General features: G+C 57.5%; 14 protein-coding genes. 4 read left to right on the top strand and 10 right to left on the bottom strand.

Going from position 1 to position 16807, the window contains the following annotated elements; translation table 11 throughout:
* Positions 1 to 187 precede the first annotated feature (187 nt).
* The gene (locus RSQ48_RS10005) at positions 188 to 1483 is read left to right on the top strand and encodes an aspartate carbamoyltransferase (protein WP_003799495.1); all 1296 of its coding nucleotides are present in this window, start codon (positions 188 to 190) and stop codon (positions 1481 to 1483) included.
* Between the two features lie 180 nt (positions 1484 to 1663).
* Here the strand turns inward: RSQ48_RS10005 and RSQ48_RS10000 are convergent, their stop codons facing one another.
* The 5 genes from RSQ48_RS10000 to RSQ48_RS09980 form a co-directional block, all read right to left on the bottom strand.
* Positions 1664 to 3184, bottom strand: coding sequence for a CoA-acylating methylmalonate-semialdehyde dehydrogenase (locus RSQ48_RS10000; protein ID WP_131070640.1), 1521 nt, complete (start codon positions 3182 to 3184; stop codon positions 1664 to 1666).
* 78 nt (positions 3185 to 3262) lie between these two features.
* Positions 3263 to 4831, bottom strand: coding sequence for a cation/acetate symporter ActP (actP, locus tag RSQ48_RS09995; protein WP_415301741.1), 1569 nt, complete (start codon positions 4829 to 4831; stop codon positions 3263 to 3265).
* Positions 4828 to 5145 (bottom strand): DUF485 domain-containing protein, encoded by a 318-nt coding sequence (locus RSQ48_RS09990; protein WP_131070639.1) that lies wholly within the window; start codon positions 5143 to 5145, stop codon positions 4828 to 4830. Before RSQ48_RS09990 ends, actP begins: the two co-directional genes overlap by 4 nt.
* Positions 5146 to 5196: 51 nt before the next feature.
* Positions 5197 to 5991, bottom strand: coding sequence for a crotonase/enoyl-CoA hydratase family protein (locus RSQ48_RS09985; RefSeq protein WP_003799503.1), 795 nt, complete (start codon positions 5989 to 5991; stop codon positions 5197 to 5199).
* 44 nt (positions 5992 to 6035) lie between these two features.
* Entirely contained in the window at positions 6036 to 7643 is a 1608-nt protein-coding gene (locus RSQ48_RS09980; protein ID WP_415301740.1) for a long-chain-fatty-acid--CoA ligase, read from the bottom strand.
* A gap of 115 nt (positions 7644 to 7758) precedes the next feature.
* Between RSQ48_RS09980 and RSQ48_RS09975 the strand changes: the two genes are divergently transcribed.
* Positions 7759 to 8811, top strand: a complete 1053-nt coding sequence (locus RSQ48_RS09975; protein WP_003799507.1) for a helix-turn-helix domain-containing protein — start codon at positions 7759 to 7761, stop codon at positions 8809 to 8811.
* Positions 8812 to 8844: 33 nt separating this feature from the next.
* On the opposite strand, the gene RSQ48_RS09970 is transcribed toward RSQ48_RS09975, so the two are convergent.
* The 4 genes from RSQ48_RS09970 to RSQ48_RS09955 all read right to left on the bottom strand — a co-directional run bounded on the left by RSQ48_RS09970 (position 8845) and on the right by RSQ48_RS09955 (position 13749).
* Entirely contained in the window at positions 8845 to 9741 is an 897-nt protein-coding gene (locus tag RSQ48_RS09970; protein WP_003799509.1) for a recombination-associated protein RdgC, read from the bottom strand.
* Between the two features lie 167 nt (positions 9742 to 9908).
* Complete coding sequence (locus RSQ48_RS09965; protein ID WP_059317549.1) at positions 9909 to 11582, bottom strand: MFS transporter; 1674 nt, start codon at positions 11580 to 11582, stop codon at positions 9909 to 9911.
* A 4-nt stretch (positions 11583 to 11586) separates the two neighbouring features.
* The gene (locus tag RSQ48_RS09960; RefSeq protein ID WP_003799514.1) at positions 11587 to 12957 is read right to left on the bottom strand and encodes a sensor histidine kinase; all 1371 of its coding nucleotides are present in this window, start codon (positions 12955 to 12957) and stop codon (positions 11587 to 11589) included.
* Positions 12958 to 13059: 102 nt separating this feature from the next.
* Positions 13060 to 13749, bottom strand: coding sequence for a response regulator transcription factor (locus tag RSQ48_RS09955; RefSeq protein ID WP_003799515.1), 690 nt, complete (start codon positions 13747 to 13749; stop codon positions 13060 to 13062).
* Between the two features lie 206 nt (positions 13750 to 13955).
* Here RSQ48_RS09955 and recA point away from each other — a divergent pair, with 206 nt between their 5' ends.
* Positions 13956 to 15038 (top strand): recombinase RecA, encoded by a 1083-nt coding sequence (gene recA / locus RSQ48_RS09950; RefSeq protein ID WP_003799517.1) that lies wholly within the window; start codon positions 13956 to 13958, stop codon positions 15036 to 15038.
* Positions 15035 to 15673 (top strand): recombination regulator RecX, encoded by a 639-nt coding sequence (recX, locus tag RSQ48_RS09945; RefSeq protein WP_235587613.1) that lies wholly within the window; start codon positions 15035 to 15037, stop codon positions 15671 to 15673. The genes recA and recX overlap by 4 nt, the downstream gene beginning before the upstream one ends.
* Positions 15674 to 15853: 180 nt before the next feature.
* On the opposite strand, the gene RSQ48_RS09940 is transcribed toward recX, so the two are convergent.
* Positions 15854 to 16774: a LysR family transcriptional regulator gene (locus RSQ48_RS09940; protein ID WP_336579428.1), complete on the bottom strand. Its 921-nt coding sequence runs from the start codon at positions 16772 to 16774 to the stop codon at positions 15854 to 15856.
* Positions 16775 to 16807 lie beyond the last annotated feature (33 nt).

Genomic DNA, 16807 nt, shown 5'->3' with positions numbered 1-16807 from the left:
ATAGTGATCCGGCAGCATCCTTGAACGATGCCATGCCAGCGGGCTGGGCTTTCGCATGTCGTGTCCTGCCATCTGCTGCGTAGATCGGCGTTGTATTTTCTGCAATAGCCACAATTCCTCCTCGCTTTTTTCAGCTTTGCGGTTTTAAAATATGCGCATTGCGTATATTTCATAAGCGAGAGCTGATATGGCCGTCTCCCAACAAGTTTTTTTGCGTGATGCAATGCGTCGCCTGAACCTGACTCGTGACGTTTTTGCGGCACGTATTGGGGTGAAGCGTCGTGCTCTTGATACCTGGCTGCTGCCGGAAGGCTCCTTGGAGTCCCGGGCCATGCCCGAAGTGGTGCAGCGCTTTGTCACGGAAATCGTGGAAAATGAAGCGTTGCTGAGCAAGTATGCGCAAAGCGCACAGTCGGGCCCCTTGCGTGATCGCATTGCCACCGGTGGCAAACATCAGCTCTTGTCTGTAGACCAGTTCACCCGTGAAACCGTGGAAGAGCTGTGCAGTCTGGCCGACATCATGCAGCCTATCGCCCGCCGTCAGAAAGTATCGCGCGTGCTGGAAGGCGCTGTGCTGGGTAACCTGTTTTTTGAAGCCTCGACTCGTACCCGCGTCAGCTTCGGCTCGGCCTTTTGCCGCCTCGGTGGTTCGGTGTGTGACACGACCGGCTTCACCTTTTCCTCCATGGCCAAAGGCGAATCCATTTACGACACCAGCCGCGTCATGAGCGGTTACGTGGACGCCATGGTGATTCGTCATCCCGAACAGGGTTCGGTTGCTGAATTTGCGCGCGCTACCAACATCCCGGTGGTGAATGGTGGTGACGGGGCGGGTGAACACCCCAGCCAGGCCTTGCTGGATTTGTATACCATCAGCACGGAGTTCTCCCGTCTGGGCAAATTGTTGGACGGCGCACATATCGCCCTGGTGGGTGACTTGAAATATGGCCGTACCGTGCATTCGCTCATCAAGCTGCTGGGCATGTACCGCGGCCTGAAATTTACATTGATTGCGCCTCCTGGCCTGGAGATGCCCGAACATATTGTCGAGCAGGTGGCCAAGCAAGGTAAGCATGTGATCGAGCAGACCAGTTCCTTGGAAAAAGGCTTGCCCGGTGTGGACGTGATTTACGCCACGCGTGTACAAAAAGAGCGGTTTGAGGAAGGGCAGGACGGCAGCTTTACGGCCGACTTTCAAGTTAACAAGGCGATTATTGATCGCTGCTGCGGCCCGGATGTGATTGTGATGCACCCGCTGCCACGCGATAGCCGCGAAGGGGCCCATGATTTGAGCGTGGATCTGAACCACGACCCTCGTCTGGCTATTTTCCGCCAGGCTGACAATGGGATTCCTGTCCGCATGGCTATCTTTGCCGTTTTGTTGGGTGTGGAAACGCTGGTGCAGCACTCGATGCGGGATGTGACCTGGAATCCTCCCTCCCACGTCGGTCCTGATGATGCGGTTTTCCACGGTATGTACTAAGTGGAGCAGGCGTCAGCGCTAAATACACATGAATAGAAAAACCGGGGCTCTGAATCAGAGCCCCGGTTTTTTTGTCTTTGATAAAAGTGCTTTTTAAGTCTGCTGGGTGAGCAGGCTTAGAGCGATATGCCAGGCCGAATCGCCGCCAGGAGGCGAAGAGTCAGCCCGGCAAATCCACCTTTACTTGGACGTAGGCATGGCAAATTCCGCTCCCTTGGAGATGCTTTCTGGCCAGCGCTGCATGATGGATTTCTGGCGGGTGTAAAAGCGCACGCCTTCTTCACCGTAGGCGTGCATATCGCCAAACAGGCTCTTCTTCCAGCCACCAAAGCCGTGCCAGGCCATAGGGACAGGAATAGGGACGTTGATACCAACCATGCCCACATGGATGCGGCGGCCAAATTCACGGGCCACGTTACCGTCGCTGGTAAAGCAAGCCACACCGTTGCCGAACTGGTGCTTGTTGATCAGCTCAATGGCGCTGGCCAGATCCGGTACGCGTACGCAGCACAGAACAGGGCCAAAGATCTCGTCCTGATACACGCTCATGTCGGGGGTGACGTGATCGAACAGGGTGCCGCCCATCCAGAAACCGTCCTCGCATCCTTCACCCGCTTTGGCGCCGTCAAAGTTACGGCCATCCACCAGCAGCTTGGCGCCTTCTTGTACCCCTTTGTCGATGCAGCCACGGATGCGTTCGCGCGCTTGAGGGGTCACGATGGGGCCCATTTCGGCGGCAGCATTGGTGCCGTTCAGAATCTTCAGACTGCGAGTACGTTCTTCCAGCTTGGGCAGGATGCGTTCGGCAGAGTCACCCACCAGCACGGCCACCGAGATGGCCATGCAACGCTCGCCAGCCGAGCCGTAGGCGGCGCCGATCAGGGCGTCCACGGTCAGGTCGATATCGGCGTCAGGCATGACGACCAGGTGGTTCTTGGCGCCGCCCAGCGCCTGAACACGTTTTCCGCCCGTTGCGCCCATTTCATAAATGCGATTGGCAATCGGGGTGGAACCTACAAAGGATACCGCCTGAACATCCGGGTGATTGACCAGGGCCTCAACCGCGTCTTTATCACCCTGCACCACGTTGAATACGCCGTCGGGCAGGCCGGCTTGCTTGAGCAGCTCGGCGATGAACAGGCTGGGGCTGGGGTCAATGGGACTGGGTTTGAGTACGAACGTGTTACCGGCCGCGATAGCGACAGGAAACATCCACATGGGAACCATGACGGGAAAGTTGAAGGGAGTGATGCCCGCCACGACTCCCAGAGGCTGGCGCAGGGTCCAGTTATCGATATTGGTGCTGACCTGTTCGGTGAAATCACCTTTGAGCAGTTGGGGGATACCGCAAGCAAATTCCACAATCTCAATGCCTCGGGTGACCTCGCCCATAGCATCGGATAAGACCTTGCCGTGCTCAGCAGTGATCATGGCAGCCAGTTTTTCCTTGTTCTCATTGAGCAAGGCCAAAAAATTGAACAACACACGGGCGCGGCGCAGCGGCGGCGTGTCGGCCCAGGCTGGGAAAGCGGCCTGGGCACTGGCCACGGCGTTGTCGATATCCTGCTGGTTACCCAGTTTGACCTTGGCGCTGACCTGGCCGGTAGCCGGGTTGTATACCGCTTGAGTGCGTGTGCCGGCGCCAGCGTGCTGGCCACCTCCGATGTAGTGAGCAATTTCGGGGGTGTTTAACTCTGTCATGGTGATGCTCCTGCTGGGATGAATGGAAACAAGGGGCGGCAAGTTCGTCAGGTGACTTGCCGCCAGAGTACCAGTTATCTAGTGAGACACGGCGGCAATGCCGACGGCGGTTTCAGCCCGGACCTGCTGGGCGTCAAACCCGGCGCGGTCCTGGCTGGCGCGGCGGCTGCTGTCCAGCTTCGATACCAGGTAGATCATGAAAAATGCCAAAGGCATGGAAATCAGGGTGGGGAAGTCGTAAGGAAATACGGCTTCGGAAAAGCCTAGAATGCGCACCCAGACGGCGGGCGAGAGAATCACCAGCCCCAGGGCCACAAGCAGGCCGCTTAAACCGCCATAAATGACGCCGCGAGTCGTCACCCCGCGCCAGTACATGGACATCAGCAAGACCGGGAAATTGGCCGAGGCCGCGATACTGAAAGCCAGGGCAACCAGGAAGGCGACATTCTGATCACGGAACAACAGTCCCAGGAAAATGGCGACAAGGCCAATGCCAATGGAAGCCAGACGATTGACGCGCATGGCCTGGGAGGGGGTGACCTCGTCACGACGGATCACCTTGGCGTACAAGTCATGCGCAATGGCCGAGGCACCGGCCAGGGTCAAGCCACTGACCACGGCCAGAATCGTGGCAAAGGAGACCGCGGCCAGCAAACCGAACAGGAGGTTGCCGCCCAGGGCCGTAGCCAGATGCATGATAGGCATGTTCGAGCCGCCCAGCACCATGCCGCCCACCTTGCCGTCCAAGTAGAATTCGGGGTGATTCGGCAGGATGGCCATGGCAGCCAGGCCCAGAAAACAGATCACCACAAAGAACACACCCATCAGGCCAGTCGCCACAAAGACGGATTTGCGAGCGGCTCGCGCATCGGGCACGGTGAAAAAGCGCATCATGATGTGCGGCAGACCGGCAATGCCAAACACCAGCGAGACGGCCAGCGACAGGCCGGAGAAGGGATCGGCCATGAGTTTCCAGGGGCCTTTCATGGCAGTACCAGCCTGGTGATGGTCGGCCGCAGCGCTGACCAGAGCGGAAAAGTCGAAGTTGAAATAATACAGGGCCAGGGCCGCCATCAGAAAGCCATTACCCATCATCAGGATGGCCTTGATGATTTGTACCCAGGTGGTAGCCACCATGCCGCCAACGACCACATACACCATCATCAGCAGACCCACCGCTACCACGGCATAGGTGTAATCAATACCAAAAAGCAGTTGTACCAGTTGCCCGGCACCGACCATTTGGACGATCAGGTAAAACAGCACGACGGTCAGCGAGCTGATGGCGGTAAAGATGCGGGTGCTGCGTTCATCCAGACGGTACGAGACAATATCGCTCAGGGTGTAGCGGCCCAGATTGCGCAAACGCTCGGCAATCAAAAACATGATGATCGGCCAGCCCATAAAGGCGCAGACGGCGTACAGCAAGGAGTCAAAGCCGTTGGTAAACGCCAGGGACGAAATGCCCAGCAGGGTCGCTGCGGACATATAGTCACCCACAATGGCCAGACCGTTTTGTGTGCCGGTAATGCCTCCGCCCGCCGTGTAAAAGTCCGAGCTGGAGCGCGTGCGCGACGATGCCCAGTACGTGATGCCCAAGGTCACCACGACAAAGGCCCCAAAGATCAAAATGGCTTGAGTATTCATGGGTTCACCTTGGCCAGTACGCGCTCGCACAAGGGGTCAAAGCGGGTGTTGGCGATGTGGATATACACGCCAGTCAATAACCAGGACACAAAAATCAGTCCTATTCCGTACACCATGCCTGCGTTGACGGCTCCTCCACCGCCCAGGTCATGGGTCAACACAGTCGGCCAGAAAATGGCCATTACAATAAACAGGCCCGTCAGTCCCAGGCAGATGCCGGCGCAGGCAAATGCCAGACGCCGACGCTGCGACTTGAGTTGTTCATATTCCTGTAGTCCGGACAGTGCCCGGCTTAACTCTTGATGCGACAGCATGGTTTTGTCTCCGTATTGTTGTGATTACTGCCCATGTCCGCCTGGCCGATGTTATTTGCTCGGCTTCACTTTATGAGCTTTCTTGTTAACGAACTCGCCCAGGCGCTCTTGTACGTCCCGCCCGGTCTGTACGACCGCTGCCATCAAGCCCTCGGCAAAGAGACCATCGGTGGCAGACATATCGGCAATGCGGCTGATCGAACTGACGATGGCGTAGTTCGATAAGAGGGCATTGCCCGCAATGCGCTGGGCCAGTTCCAGGCTCAGCTCATAGGCTGTTTTGGGATTGGCTTCGTTGTTGCACACGTAATGCGCCAGCCCCAGACGCTCTCCTTCCACGGCATCGAGCACACGACCTGTCAGCATCAGTTCGATCATGCGGTTCGGAGAGATGATTTTTGCCGTTCGCACGGTGGCACCGCCGCCAGTAAAGATGCCGCGTGTACCCTCGGGCAGGGCAAAAAAGGTACTGCTGTCGGCAACGCGGATGTGCGCGGCACTGGCCAGTTCCAGCCCACCTCCGACCACTGCGCCTTGCAGGCAGGCAATGACGGGAATGCCGCCGTGCTCAATCTTGTCAAAGGCCCGGTGCCAGCTTTGGCAGACACGCAGAAAGTCCACCGCGCTCCGTTCTTTATCGTGGTGCTCTTTCAGGTCCAGGCCTGCGCAAAAGTGATCGCCTTCGGCCTTCATCAGAATTACCCGGATATGCTCGGGAATATTGGAAAAGTAGGCGTCAATTTCAGCGATGGCCTCTTCATCCAGGGCATTGCGCTTGTGCGCCTTGTTCAGCGTGACAATTCCGATGTTGTCCAACTCGGTGGTGAGCAGGAAAGGGGCGGCCATAAAAAACTCCTTGTGTTACGTAAATGCGAGGGCAGTGGTGCAAGTCAGCGGGGATCGGTTTGATCGGTCAGCATCTTGCGCAGCGCCATTTTTTGAATTTTTCCAGTTGCTGTCATGGGCATCTGGTCGATGAAAATGACTTTGTCGGGTACGGACCAGCGGGTGACGCGATCCTGGTAGCGCTTGAGCAGGTGGATCTCGTCCAGCTCAGCGCCTTCGCGGGGCACTACGAACAGGACTGGTCGTTCGCCCCATTTGTCGTCGGCCTGGGCGATACAGGCAGCCAGCTCAACCAAGGGTTCTTCCATGGCGATGTTTTCGATCTCGATCGAAGAGATCCATTCGCCACCGGACTTGATCACATCCTTGCTACGGTCGGTAATGTAGACATAGCCGTCGGCGTCGATGGAGCCTACGTCGCCAGTGCGGAACCAGCCGTTTTCGCTGGCCAGATCGGGCTTGCCGTAATAGCGGTCCATGATCCAGTTGCCCTGGATCAGCAGGTGGCCGCTGCTCTTGCCGTCGCGTGGCAAGGTATTGCCTTGGTCGTCAACGGTCTTCAGGCGTGCACCGAACAGGGCACGGCCTTGAGAGGCTAGAACGTGCTGTTTCTGCGCCTCGGGCAAGGTGCGGTGCTTGGGCAGTAGTTGGCAGACGGTGCCCAGCGGCGAGGTCTCAGTCATGCCCCAGGCATGGCGTACCGTAATGCCGTATTGAGCCCAGCTGGCAATCATATTGGGCGGGCAGGCCGAACCGCCAATCAAAATGCGACTCAAGGTGCTAAATGTCTTGCCTTGAGCGTTGGCGTAATCCAGCACGGTTTTCCAGATGGTGGGTACACCAGCGGACAGCGTCACGCCGGCGCGCTCACACAGGGAATAAATGCGCTCACCTTGCAGATTGGCGCCAGGCAGTACCAGTTTGGCGCCGGACATCAGCGCAGAGTAGGGCAGGCCCCAGGCATTGACGTGAAACATGGGCACCAGCGGCATGACAGCGTCGGCGCTGGCAATGCACAGCGCATTGGGGTGCGCTGAGGCATAGGCATGCAAAAGGGTGGAACGATGGGAATAGAGCGCGCCCTTGGGGTCGCCGGTGGTGCCGGAGGTGTAGCACAGGCCGCTGGCGGTGTGCTCGTCAAAGACCGGCCATTCAAAGCCCGTCGTATCGTTGCCCAGCCAATCTTCATACTGGTCGGCCAGGTCACCTTGTGCCTTGCTACCCATGCGTACCCAGTGTCGGACGCTGGGACACTGGGTGCGCAGATCGCTGACCAGGTCCTCAAAATGTTCGTCATAAAACATCACCGCGTCTTGGGCATCATTGATGATGAAGGCAATTTGCTCGCGCGTCAGGCGGGGGTTGACGGTATGGCAGACCAGACCGATACCCGAGGTGGCATAGTAAATTTCCAGGTGACGATAGGTGTTCCATGCTAATGTCGCCACGCGCTCGCCCGCTTGCACCCCATGCTGTCGCAGTCCCTGGGCCAAATCCTGAACCCGGTGGGCAAAGTCAAAATAGCGGTAGCGATGCAGCTCGCCATTGTCCAGGGCGGTGACGATTTCTTGCTCCGGGTTATTCTCTACGGCATGGGTGAGAATTGAACTGATGAGCAAGGGCATGTGCATCATATTTCCAGTGCCTAACATGGTGATGTCTCCTTGTATTATGACTATCAGCATAGGATGGTTTCGCCCCTTGCCCAATAGCGAATACTGCCGTTGAATATGCAAAAAGTGACAATCTTTGAAGGGTCATGGAAAGATGAATGCTTTGCCCGGCACGCTACCGGTTCCTGTCGATGCTGCGCACACTGCCACGGTGGCGCTGGATCTGGTGCAGGACTGGTTTCACAGTTTGCGCACCAGCTATTCGGAACAGGTGCTGGATCATTGCCTGAAGCAGTCAGGCATCGTGAAGGATTTTATTGATCGCCCTGGCGCTCGTCTGACGCGGGATCAACTGGTGCGCTTGTATCAGGTCAGCGCCCGTAAAACAGGCGATGAGATGATGGGGTTCTGGACCCGGCCTATACGGGCGGGAGCCTTGAAATACATCGTGCGCACGGTGCGGGATGCGCCGTCCATCAATGTGGCTTTGTACCGCTTTACCCAGTTCTGGAACCTGTTGCTGGACGATTTCAGCCTGAATCTGATCCGCACCGATACAGACCTGGGTATTGAGCTGGTGCCCCGCTATGGGGATGCCTGTGTGCATCGTTTCGGACATGCCCTGATGCTGAAGCTCACGCACGGCATCGTGTCCTGGCTGATGGGGCGTGAGGTGCCCGTGCAACAAGTGGCTTTTGCGTTTGCGCGGCCAGCGTTCGCGGCGGATTACTCCGTCTTGTTTCCTGCTTCAGTGAGTTTTGATGTGCCGTGCTCGCACATTGTGTTTGGCGCGGAACTCGGTCAGGTGCGTCCGCAGCGCACTCAGGTGGAGGCCAGGGCCTTTCTGGAGCGGGCCCCGCGCGACTGGATTTTCACCTCGTATCATGAGCATGCCCTGCGATTGAAAGTACGGGAGATTTTGCACACCGATCTGGGTTTGACCCTGCAGGACGTGTCGGGGAAACTGCATATTTCGGCGCGTACCCTGATCCGCAGACTCCAGGAAGAAGGTCTGTCCTTTCAAGGGATTAAGGATGAATTGCGCCGGGATCTGGCGATTTTCAAATTGCTGCGCAAAGATATGTCGCTGGCTGAAATTGCGTATGCATTGAAGTTCAGTTCGCCAGCGACCTTTCACCGGGCTTTCCGTCATTGGACGGGGATGACGCCCGGTGTGTATCGTGCCGCTCAGCAGGAGCTAAGCTGAAGTGGGGGCCAGCAGTCCAGGAAGGACGTGGGCTTACTTGCGTTCACCGCCCAGCACCTCGACCAGGTCGCTGATCATTTTAGCCAGTTCGGACGTCATCAGCGTCATGTCCGCATCGAAGATTTCTTCGTCGTTGACGGCAGTCACATCCTGCTTTTCCGTCAGGATATCGAGCGGTGCGACACGTTTGATGTCCAGCGCGTCGGTCAGTACAAAGCTGATGCGATCCGCCCAGGTCATGGCCAGTCGGGTGCATTGCTTGCCCGCTTCGACGTGCTTGCGCACTTCGTCGATATCGGCACTTTGCTTGACGTAGCGCACGGCCGCACCGCTATCGCCCGTCGAACGTAGCTCGGTGTCCTGGTCAATGGTGAAATTGGCCAGCTGTTCTTCTTCCACCAGCCAGGAGGTCATGGCGGCGCCGGGGGATTGTTCGGTGTAAAGCGGCTGCACAGGGAACGGTTCCACGCTTTTGGCCAGCAGCCCCAGCACTTCATCACTTTTAGCCGTAGCCGCCGCATCAATGGCCAGCCAGTGGTTGCGGGTGTCCAGCCAGACCCGGGTGTCGCGCGAGACCGCAAAAGCACGCGGCATCAGATCTACGATGACCTGTTCCTTGATTTCCTTCATCTGCTTGCGGCCGGGCTTGTAGCCTTGCTGCTCCTCAATATCACGCGCCTTCTCGCGCGCGACCTGATTGATGACTGTGGTGGGCAGCAGTTTCTTTTCGGCGCGCAGGGCGATCAGATACTGACCGTTGACCTCATGCACCAGGGCATTGTTTTCACGGGGACTAACCCAGCCCAGGCTCAAGGGTTCCTGGCTGGAGCCTGGCGTAAAGCTGTGTTTGGCCAGAGCTTCTTCCAGCTCTGCGGCGGAACATGTCCAGTCGGGGGAGAGGCGATAGATGCGTAGATTCTTAAACCACATGGAGACGAAGATAAATAAACGTAGAAAAGGAGCGGGCATACAGCCCGAGGCAATGTTCGATTGTACGCGCAGATGTTCTTGTGCCGCCCGGCCATTTACGCACCCTTGCATTTGCCAGTCCATCTGGCCTTTTTGCGACACGCCAGGCTATCCGCCTGCAGACAGGGCTAACGATTGATATCGTTATGGCGCGTCTCTCGCACAAAAGGCGCACCAATGGCGACGGTGAGCAGGCACACCAGAATCGGGTACCACAGGCCGTCATAAATATTGCCGGTAAGCGCAATCAGGGCAAAAGACAGGGTCGGTAAGAAGCCGCCGAACCAGCCGTTGCCGATGTGATAGGGCAGACTCATGGAGGTGTAGCGGATACGAATCGGGAACATCTCCACCAGCATGGCGGCGATAGGGCCGTAGACTGCCGTGACCAGCGCTACCAGATAAGTCAGCAAGACCACCAGCATGAGCTTGTTAACCTGTTCGGGATCGGCCCTGTCCGGGTATCCGTACTGACGCATGGTGTCGGTCAGTTCGTTTTTCAGCTCCTGCGAGTGCCGGGCAAAATCGGCCCGGCTCAGATGCCCACCCTCAAAGCCATCAATCACATGATCGCCAATTCGGACCTGGGCCACCTGGCCGGGGGCGCCCTTGACGTTGTTGTAGCTGACCGCATGGCTGGCCATATACGACTTCACAATGTCGCAAGAACTGGTGAAGGTATGGCTGCCCACGGGATTGAACTGGAAGGAGCAACGGGTCGGATCGGTGATGACCGTAACCGGGGCGTTGCGTTGGGCCTGCACCAGAGCAGGGTTGGCAAAATAAGCCAGCCCTTGAAACACGGGGTAGTAGGTGAGTGCAGCCAGCAGACAGCCCGTCAGAATAATGGGTTTGCGTCCGACCTGATCGGATAGCCAGCCAAAAAAGATGAACAGGGGAGTGGCCAGCAAGAGCGAGATGACCATCAGGGTTTGTGCCAGCGTGGCCTGCAGTCCCAGCATTTGCGTAATGAAGAACAAAGCGTAGAACTGCCCCGTATACCAGACCACGCCCTGGCCTGCCGTCAGTCCGAACAAGGCCAGCAGAGCGATGCGCAGATTGGCCCAACGGCCAAAGGACTCGGTAATGGGCGAGGTCGACAACGTGCCTTCTTCCTTGATGTGCTGAAAGGCGGGCGACTCTTTCAGGTTCATCCGTATCCACACGGAAATGGCCAGCAGCAGCACGGAAATCAAAAATGGAATACGCCAGCCCCAGACGACAAAAGCTTCTTCGCCGACCAGACTGCGTATGCCCATGATGACCAGCAGCGACAGCAATAAACCGACTGAAGCCGTGGTCTGAATCCAGCTGGTATAAAAGCCGCGCCGGTGCTGGGGAGCGTACTCGGCCACATAGGTTGCAGCGCCGCCGTACTCACCTCCCATGGCCAGACCCTGCAGTAGACGAAGGACGATCAGCATGATGGGGGCGGCGATCCCGATAGCCTCATAGCTGGGTAGGACGCCCACCAAAAAAGTGGACAGGCCCATCAGTAAAATGGTGATCAGAAAAGTGTACTTTCGTCCGACACGATCGCCGATGCGGCCAAAGATCAGGGCGCCAAAGGGGCGCACTGCAAAGCCCGCCGCAAAAGCCAGCAAGGCAAAGATAAAGCCGGCCGTCGGGTTGACGGCAGAAAAAAAGTGCTGGGCCAAAATGGCCGCCATGGAGCCATACAGATAGAAGTCGTACCACTCGAACATGGTCCCCAGGGCCGAGGCAAAAATAACCTTGCGTCCCTGGGTGTCGAGTTTGTTCTTGGTTTTGGGGGAGGCGACACTGGTGATTGTCTGGGGCATGCGTTCAGGCTCTCCAAGGCAAAGACAGTGGGAAACTGACACGCAAGCGCAGGCCACTGGGTTGGCCTCCCGTCAGTGGCATGAAGTCGATGGAGGCGCCATGAATGTCAGCAATCTCCCGCACGATGGCCAAGCCCAGACCACTGCCGTCGGCCTGGTTGCCCATGATGCGATAAAACCGGTCAAAGATTCGTGACTGATGCTCCGCGGGGATACCGGGCCCATTGTCTTCAATCTCCAGCCAGCCTTTGCCGGCTGCCTGACCCGTACGCAGGGTGATCCAGCCACCGGCCGGTGTGTAGATCAGGGCGTTGTCCAGCAGATTGTTGATCAGCTCGTCAAGTAACACCGGATCGGCCTGCAAAAGGATGGCCTTGGGGTGGTTTTCCAAGCCGAGGTCCAGCCCTAGACTCAGGGCGTCCGGCACCCGTTGGCCTACATGCAGTTCAGTCAAGGTGTTCAGGTCCAGGCTCTGCTTGGTGGGGGCATAAAGGGCATCGCTGCTTTCGGCGCGCGCCAGCGCCAGCATTTGCGTGACCAGCCGCGTGGCGCGCTCTGTGCCGCGGACCAGCTGTTGCAGGCTGGCTTCCGTTTGTTGGGGGTCCCGCTCTCGCAGGGCCAGTTCGGCTTGTGTGCGTATGCCCGCCAGAGGAGTTTTCAACTGATGGGCTGCGTTGGCAACAAACTGTCTTTGAGTGGCGGAGAACTGGGCCTGCTGAGCCAAAAGACCGTTCATGGCATCGATCAGCGGCACAATTTCGGCCGGAGCCTGTTCCTGGTCCACAGGCGACAGGTCGCCCGGCGCCCGGGCTCGCAGGCGCGCCTGCAGCAGGTTCAGGGGCTCCAGCCCGTGCGTCAGCCCCAGTCCAGCCAGCATGGCTGCCAGCGGCACAAGAATGAATTGCGGAGTCAGCATTCCGATCAGGATTTCCCGGTGTAGCACCGCTCTATGTTCATTCGTTTCAGCGGCAACCGCCAGAAAAGGCGTGTTGTTTTTGTCCTTGCCCCCCCAGACATAGGCCAGACGCAGACTCTGATCGTCCAGAACCACATCCCGGTAACGCAGCAGGTCGGTGTCATAGCTCCAGCTGTCGGGAACTGGCAAATGGGCATTGCCGGCCAACGGGGCTCCATTGGCATCGCGGATTTGCCAGAGGGTGGGCGTGGGACTTTCCTGCCGCAAAATGGTTTGCGCGCCGTGCGACAGCTCAATAGGCTGGTTCAGGTCCTGGCGGCTGATTTCCACCCGCAGCAGGTCCAGATGATCGCGCAAGGTGCGGTCATAGGGCGAGTTGGCAATATGCTGGGCGATGAAATAGGTAATGACAATGCCCACGGTCCACAGCAGAAACAAGGGCCCGAAAATCCAGATCATGATCTTGTGGATGAGCGGACGTGGCGCCCCGCGCCTTTTTCGGGCGGGCGCGACAGTGGCACGTGATGGGGGCGACGCGGGCTGCATGGACGATCCCTTCGCTTAGGCTGGAGCGTCTTCTCGCAGTTTTTCCGGTTCCAGACAGTATCCCAGGCCCCGCACAGTCAAGATGCGCACGCCGCTGGGCTCCAGCTTTTTGCGCAGGCGGTGAATGTAGACCTCAATGGCATTAGGGGTGACTTCCTCCCCCCACTCACAGAGCAGATCCACGAACTGGTTCTTGCTGATCATGCGCCCGCTGCGCGACAGGAAAATCTCCAGCAAACTGGTTTCGCGGGCTGACAGCTCCAGGGGTTGATTGTCGATATACGCCATACGGCCCTTCAGGTCGAAGCTCAGCCGTTTGTGATGCAGCAAGGCGCTGCTGGTGCCGGTACTGCGCCGCGTCAGGGCGCGTACCCGCGCTTCCAGCTCCGTCAGGGCAAAGGGCTTGGACATATAGTCGTCTGCGCCCAGGTCCAGGCCGCGCACGCGCTGCTCCACCGTGTCGCTGGCAGTCAGTATCAGCACGGGAAGCGTGTCCTGCCGCTGGCGGATGGACTGCAATACGGACAGGCCAGGCTTTTTGGGCAAGTCCAGGTCCAGAATCAACAGGTCAAAACTTTGAAGCTGCAAGGCCGAGTCGGCGCTATCGCCATCGTGCACGACATCGACCGCATAGCCTTCGTAGCGTAAGGAGCGAGAAAGTCCATCCGCGAGAATACTGTCGTCTTCAGCTATGAGTATGCGCATGACCCTACACAAACAAATGATTGAATGGCTGGCTGGCATTGTGGCACAAGGCTGTCAGGCCGGTCAGTAGGGGATAACGAGGCTGCAGGCCTAATTTATTTGAATATCTGTGTATATATACAGTATAATTTGATGCAATAATGAGGTTTGAATTTTAATTGTCGTGCCCGTCCGTTGGGGCGCCATTCCACAGTCAAGGATTTTTCATGGACGATAAAAACAGCAAAGCAGTGGCCTCGGAACGTTCCAAGGCGTTGGCCGCCGCTCTGTCGCAAATCGAAAAGCAGTTCGGCAAGGGTTCGATCATGCGCTATGGCGACGACACCGTCGAGCACGACATCCAGGTGGTTTCCACGGGCTCGCTGGGTTTGGACATTGCTTTGGGCGTTGGTGGTCTGCCTCGTGGTCGCGTTATCGAGATTTATGGGCCGGAGTCCTCGGGTAAGACCACCTTGACCTTGCAAGTGATTGCCGAAATGCAAAAGCTCAAGGGAACGTGCGCGTTTATTGACGCTGAGCACGCGCTGGATGTGCAGTATGCTCAAAAGCTGGGCGTTAATCTGGCTGATCTGCTGATCTCTCAGCCCGACACGGGTGAGCAGGCCCTGGAAATTACCGAAGCCCTGGTACGTTCGGGCTCGGTGGACCTGATTGTCATCGACTCGGTCGCGGCTCTGACCCCCAAGGCTGAAATCGAAGGCGATATGGGCGATTCCCTCCCTGGTCTGCAAGCCCGCCTGATGAGTCAGGCCCTGCGCAAGTTGACCGCCACCATCAAGCGTGCCAATTGTACGGTTATCTTCATTAATCAGATCCGCATGAAGATCGGTGTCATGTTCGGCAACCCCGAAACCACCACGGGCGGTAACGCATTGAAGTTTTACTCGTCCGTGCGTCTGGATATTCGTCGCATCGGCTCGATCAAGCGCGGTGACGAAATGGTGGGTAACGAAACCCGCGTTAAAGTGGTCAAGAACAAGGTCGCGCCTCCGTTCAAACAGACCGAGTTCGACATCATGTACGGCAGCGGTATTTCGCGTGAAGGCGAGATTATCGATCTGGGCGTACAAACCGGTGTGGTCGACAAGGCGGGCGCCTGGTACAGCTACGACGGCAACCGGATTGGCCAGGGCAAGGACAATGTGCGGGAATTCCTGAAAGAGCGTCCGGAGCTGGCGCGTGAAATCGAAAACAAGGTTCGCGAGAAACTGGGCGTAGCCTTGATGAGCACCACGGTCAGCCGTGCCGAAGCTGCGCCTGTTGCTGACGCGCCCGAGGGTGATCGTTGATCTCTCCTCCTGAGTTCGATGAGGAGCCCTTTGAGACCGATCCGGAAGAAATCCGGGAACGGAAGCAGGCTCAAAGGGAGCGTATCGCTGCGCTTTCTGCCCGATCTACAAACTCGGGCAGGAATGGCGAGCCAGCCAGCGTTGGCGATGATGCTTCGGCTGTAGAAAAGAAAGCGACCTCCAAACGGGCGGGGCTTTCGCTTAAGGCCAGAGCCTTGAATTTTCTGTCCAGACGTGAATATTCACGTCTGGAGTTGGGCCGGCGCTTGGCGCCCCATGCTGATAGTGCAGAAGAAGTGGAAGCCCTGCTTGACGCACTGGTCGAGCAAAAGTGGCTGTCTGACGAACGTTTTGCGCACAGCGTCGTCAATCGGCGCGCCTCGCGGGTGGGCACCCGGGTCATTTTGCAAGAGCTTCGCCAGCATGGCGTCGATGTGCATCAGACTGAAATTATTAAAGAAGAATTGATGGCAACTGAGCTGGAGCGTGCCAAACAGGTGTGGGGCAAGAAGTTCAGCGCCCCCCCGGATGACCCTCGCAGTTACGCAAAGCAGTATCGTTTCATGGCCAGCCGTGGCTTTTCGGGTCGTATCTTGCAGCAGATCCTGGGCGACTGGGAAGACGATCTAGCCTGAGCAAGCTGCCTCTTTTGCATTGCTCGCGCACTTGGTGATTGCGGGGCGCAGTTGCCGGTAATCCGATCCATTTGCCTACGTTGAACCCTCTCGGCTTGGGGCATGTCTGACTGCCGCCCCTTGCCTGAATTTTTAATCTGACCCGCGGGGTTTATCCTTTTGCCGCAAGGCGTCAATGAGTCACGCTTGAGCAGCCACAATCCCTTGCAGGCTTTTAAAGCAGGTCGCGCGTGCCTGTGCCAGGAAGGCTTGCACATAGTTCGCTTGCACATCTTCACTTCTGACGCTTGCGTAAAGCGTTCGCCACACACCATTCTCCCCCAGGCGACAGGTGCGAATTGAGGCCGGGTTCAAGAACTCCGTCAAGGCCCAATTGGGCAGAGCCGCCACTCCGCGCTGACTGGCCACCAATTGCACGATCATAGGGGTTAGTTCGGCTTGCCGAAGCGCAGCAGGCTCTACATCGGCTGGTGTCAGAAATTGCATAAAAATATCGAGACGGTGGCGCTCTACCGGATAGGTAATCAGAACTTGATCTGCCAGTTGAGACGGTTCTATATAGCGATATTGCGACAAGGGGTGCTGTCTGGAAACCGCTAGAACCAGCTCGTAGCGGAAAAGAGGCTCGTAATGTACAGCCGGATCGGCCTGAGGATCTGATGTAATCACCACGTCCAGGTCCCCGCGCATCAAGGCGGGCAAGGGGGCAAAAGAAAAAGCTGCGCTCAAATCCAGTGTGACATCGGGCCACTCTTGTCTGAAGGCATCCAATGCCGGCATCAACCATTGAAAGCAGGAGTGGCAGTCGATGGCGACATGCAGGCGCCCCGTTTGCCCGGCGGCAAGACGCTGCAGATCACGCTCGGTAGCGCGCACACGCGGCAAGATGTCATCAGCTAACATCAGGATACGCAAGGCGGCCGTGGTCAGGCGGGCGGGGCGGGTGCGACGGTTCAGCAGTGGCACGTGCAATCGGGACTCCAGATCGCGCAACTGGTGCGAGAGAGCAGACTGGGTGACATTCAGGCGCTCGGCGGCCTCTTGCAAGCTTCCGCTGTCACGGATGGCGCTTAGGGTTTCCAGGTGACGGATTTCAAGCATGTTGAGAAAAACTCATATTCCACACAGCGTATC

It is taken from the genome of Alcaligenes sp. SJTW-7, assembly GCF_047716895.1.
GTDB classification, from domain to species: domain Bacteria; phylum Pseudomonadota; class Gammaproteobacteria; order Burkholderiales; family Burkholderiaceae_B; genus Alcaligenes; species Alcaligenes ammonioxydans.
The sequence above is the reverse complement of the archived record's forward strand: the minus strand, read 5'-3'. Positions and strand labels throughout refer to the sequence as shown.

Bases quoted from the DNA above. Each gene is read 5' to 3' on its own strand.
- RSQ48_RS10005 (WP_003799495.1), top strand. From the start codon at position 188: ATGGCCGTCTCCCAACAAGTTTTTTTGCGTGATGCAATGCGTCGCCTG.
- RSQ48_RS10000 (WP_131070640.1), bottom strand. From the start codon at position 3,184: ATGACAGAGTTAAACACCCCCGAAATTGCTCACTACATCGGAGGTGGC.
- actP (WP_415301741.1), bottom strand. From the start codon at position 4,831: ATGAATACTCAAGCCATTTTGATCTTTGGGGCCTTTGTCGTGGTGACC.
- RSQ48_RS09990 (WP_131070639.1), bottom strand. From the start codon at position 5,145: ATGCTGTCGCATCAAGAGTTAAGCCGGGCACTGTCCGGACTACAGGAA.
- RSQ48_RS09985 (WP_003799503.1), bottom strand. From the start codon at position 5,991: ATGGCCGCCCCTTTCCTGCTCACCACCGAGTTGGACAACATCGGAATT.
- RSQ48_RS09980 (WP_415301740.1), bottom strand. From the start codon at position 7,643: ATGTTAGGCACTGGAAATATGATGCACATGCCCTTGCTCATCAGTTCA.
- RSQ48_RS09975 (WP_003799507.1), top strand. From the start codon at position 7,759: ATGAATGCTTTGCCCGGCACGCTACCGGTTCCTGTCGATGCTGCGCAC.
- RSQ48_RS09970 (WP_003799509.1), bottom strand. From the start codon at position 9,741: ATGTGGTTTAAGAATCTACGCATCTATCGCCTCTCCCCCGACTGGACA.
- RSQ48_RS09965 (WP_059317549.1), bottom strand. From the start codon at position 11,582: ATGCCCCAGACAATCACCAGTGTCGCCTCCCCCAAAACCAAGAACAAA.
- RSQ48_RS09960 (WP_003799514.1), bottom strand. From the start codon at position 12,957: ATGATCTGGATTTTCGGGCCCTTGTTTCTGCTGTGGACCGTGGGCATT.
- RSQ48_RS09955 (WP_003799515.1), bottom strand. From the start codon at position 13,749: ATGCGCATACTCATAGCTGAAGACGACAGTATTCTCGCGGATGGACTT.
- recA (WP_003799517.1), top strand. From the start codon at position 13,956: ATGGACGATAAAAACAGCAAAGCAGTGGCCTCGGAACGTTCCAAGGCG.
- RSQ48_RS09940 (WP_336579428.1), bottom strand. From the start codon at position 16,774: ATGCTTGAAATCCGTCACCTGGAAACCCTAAGCGCCATCCGTGACAGC.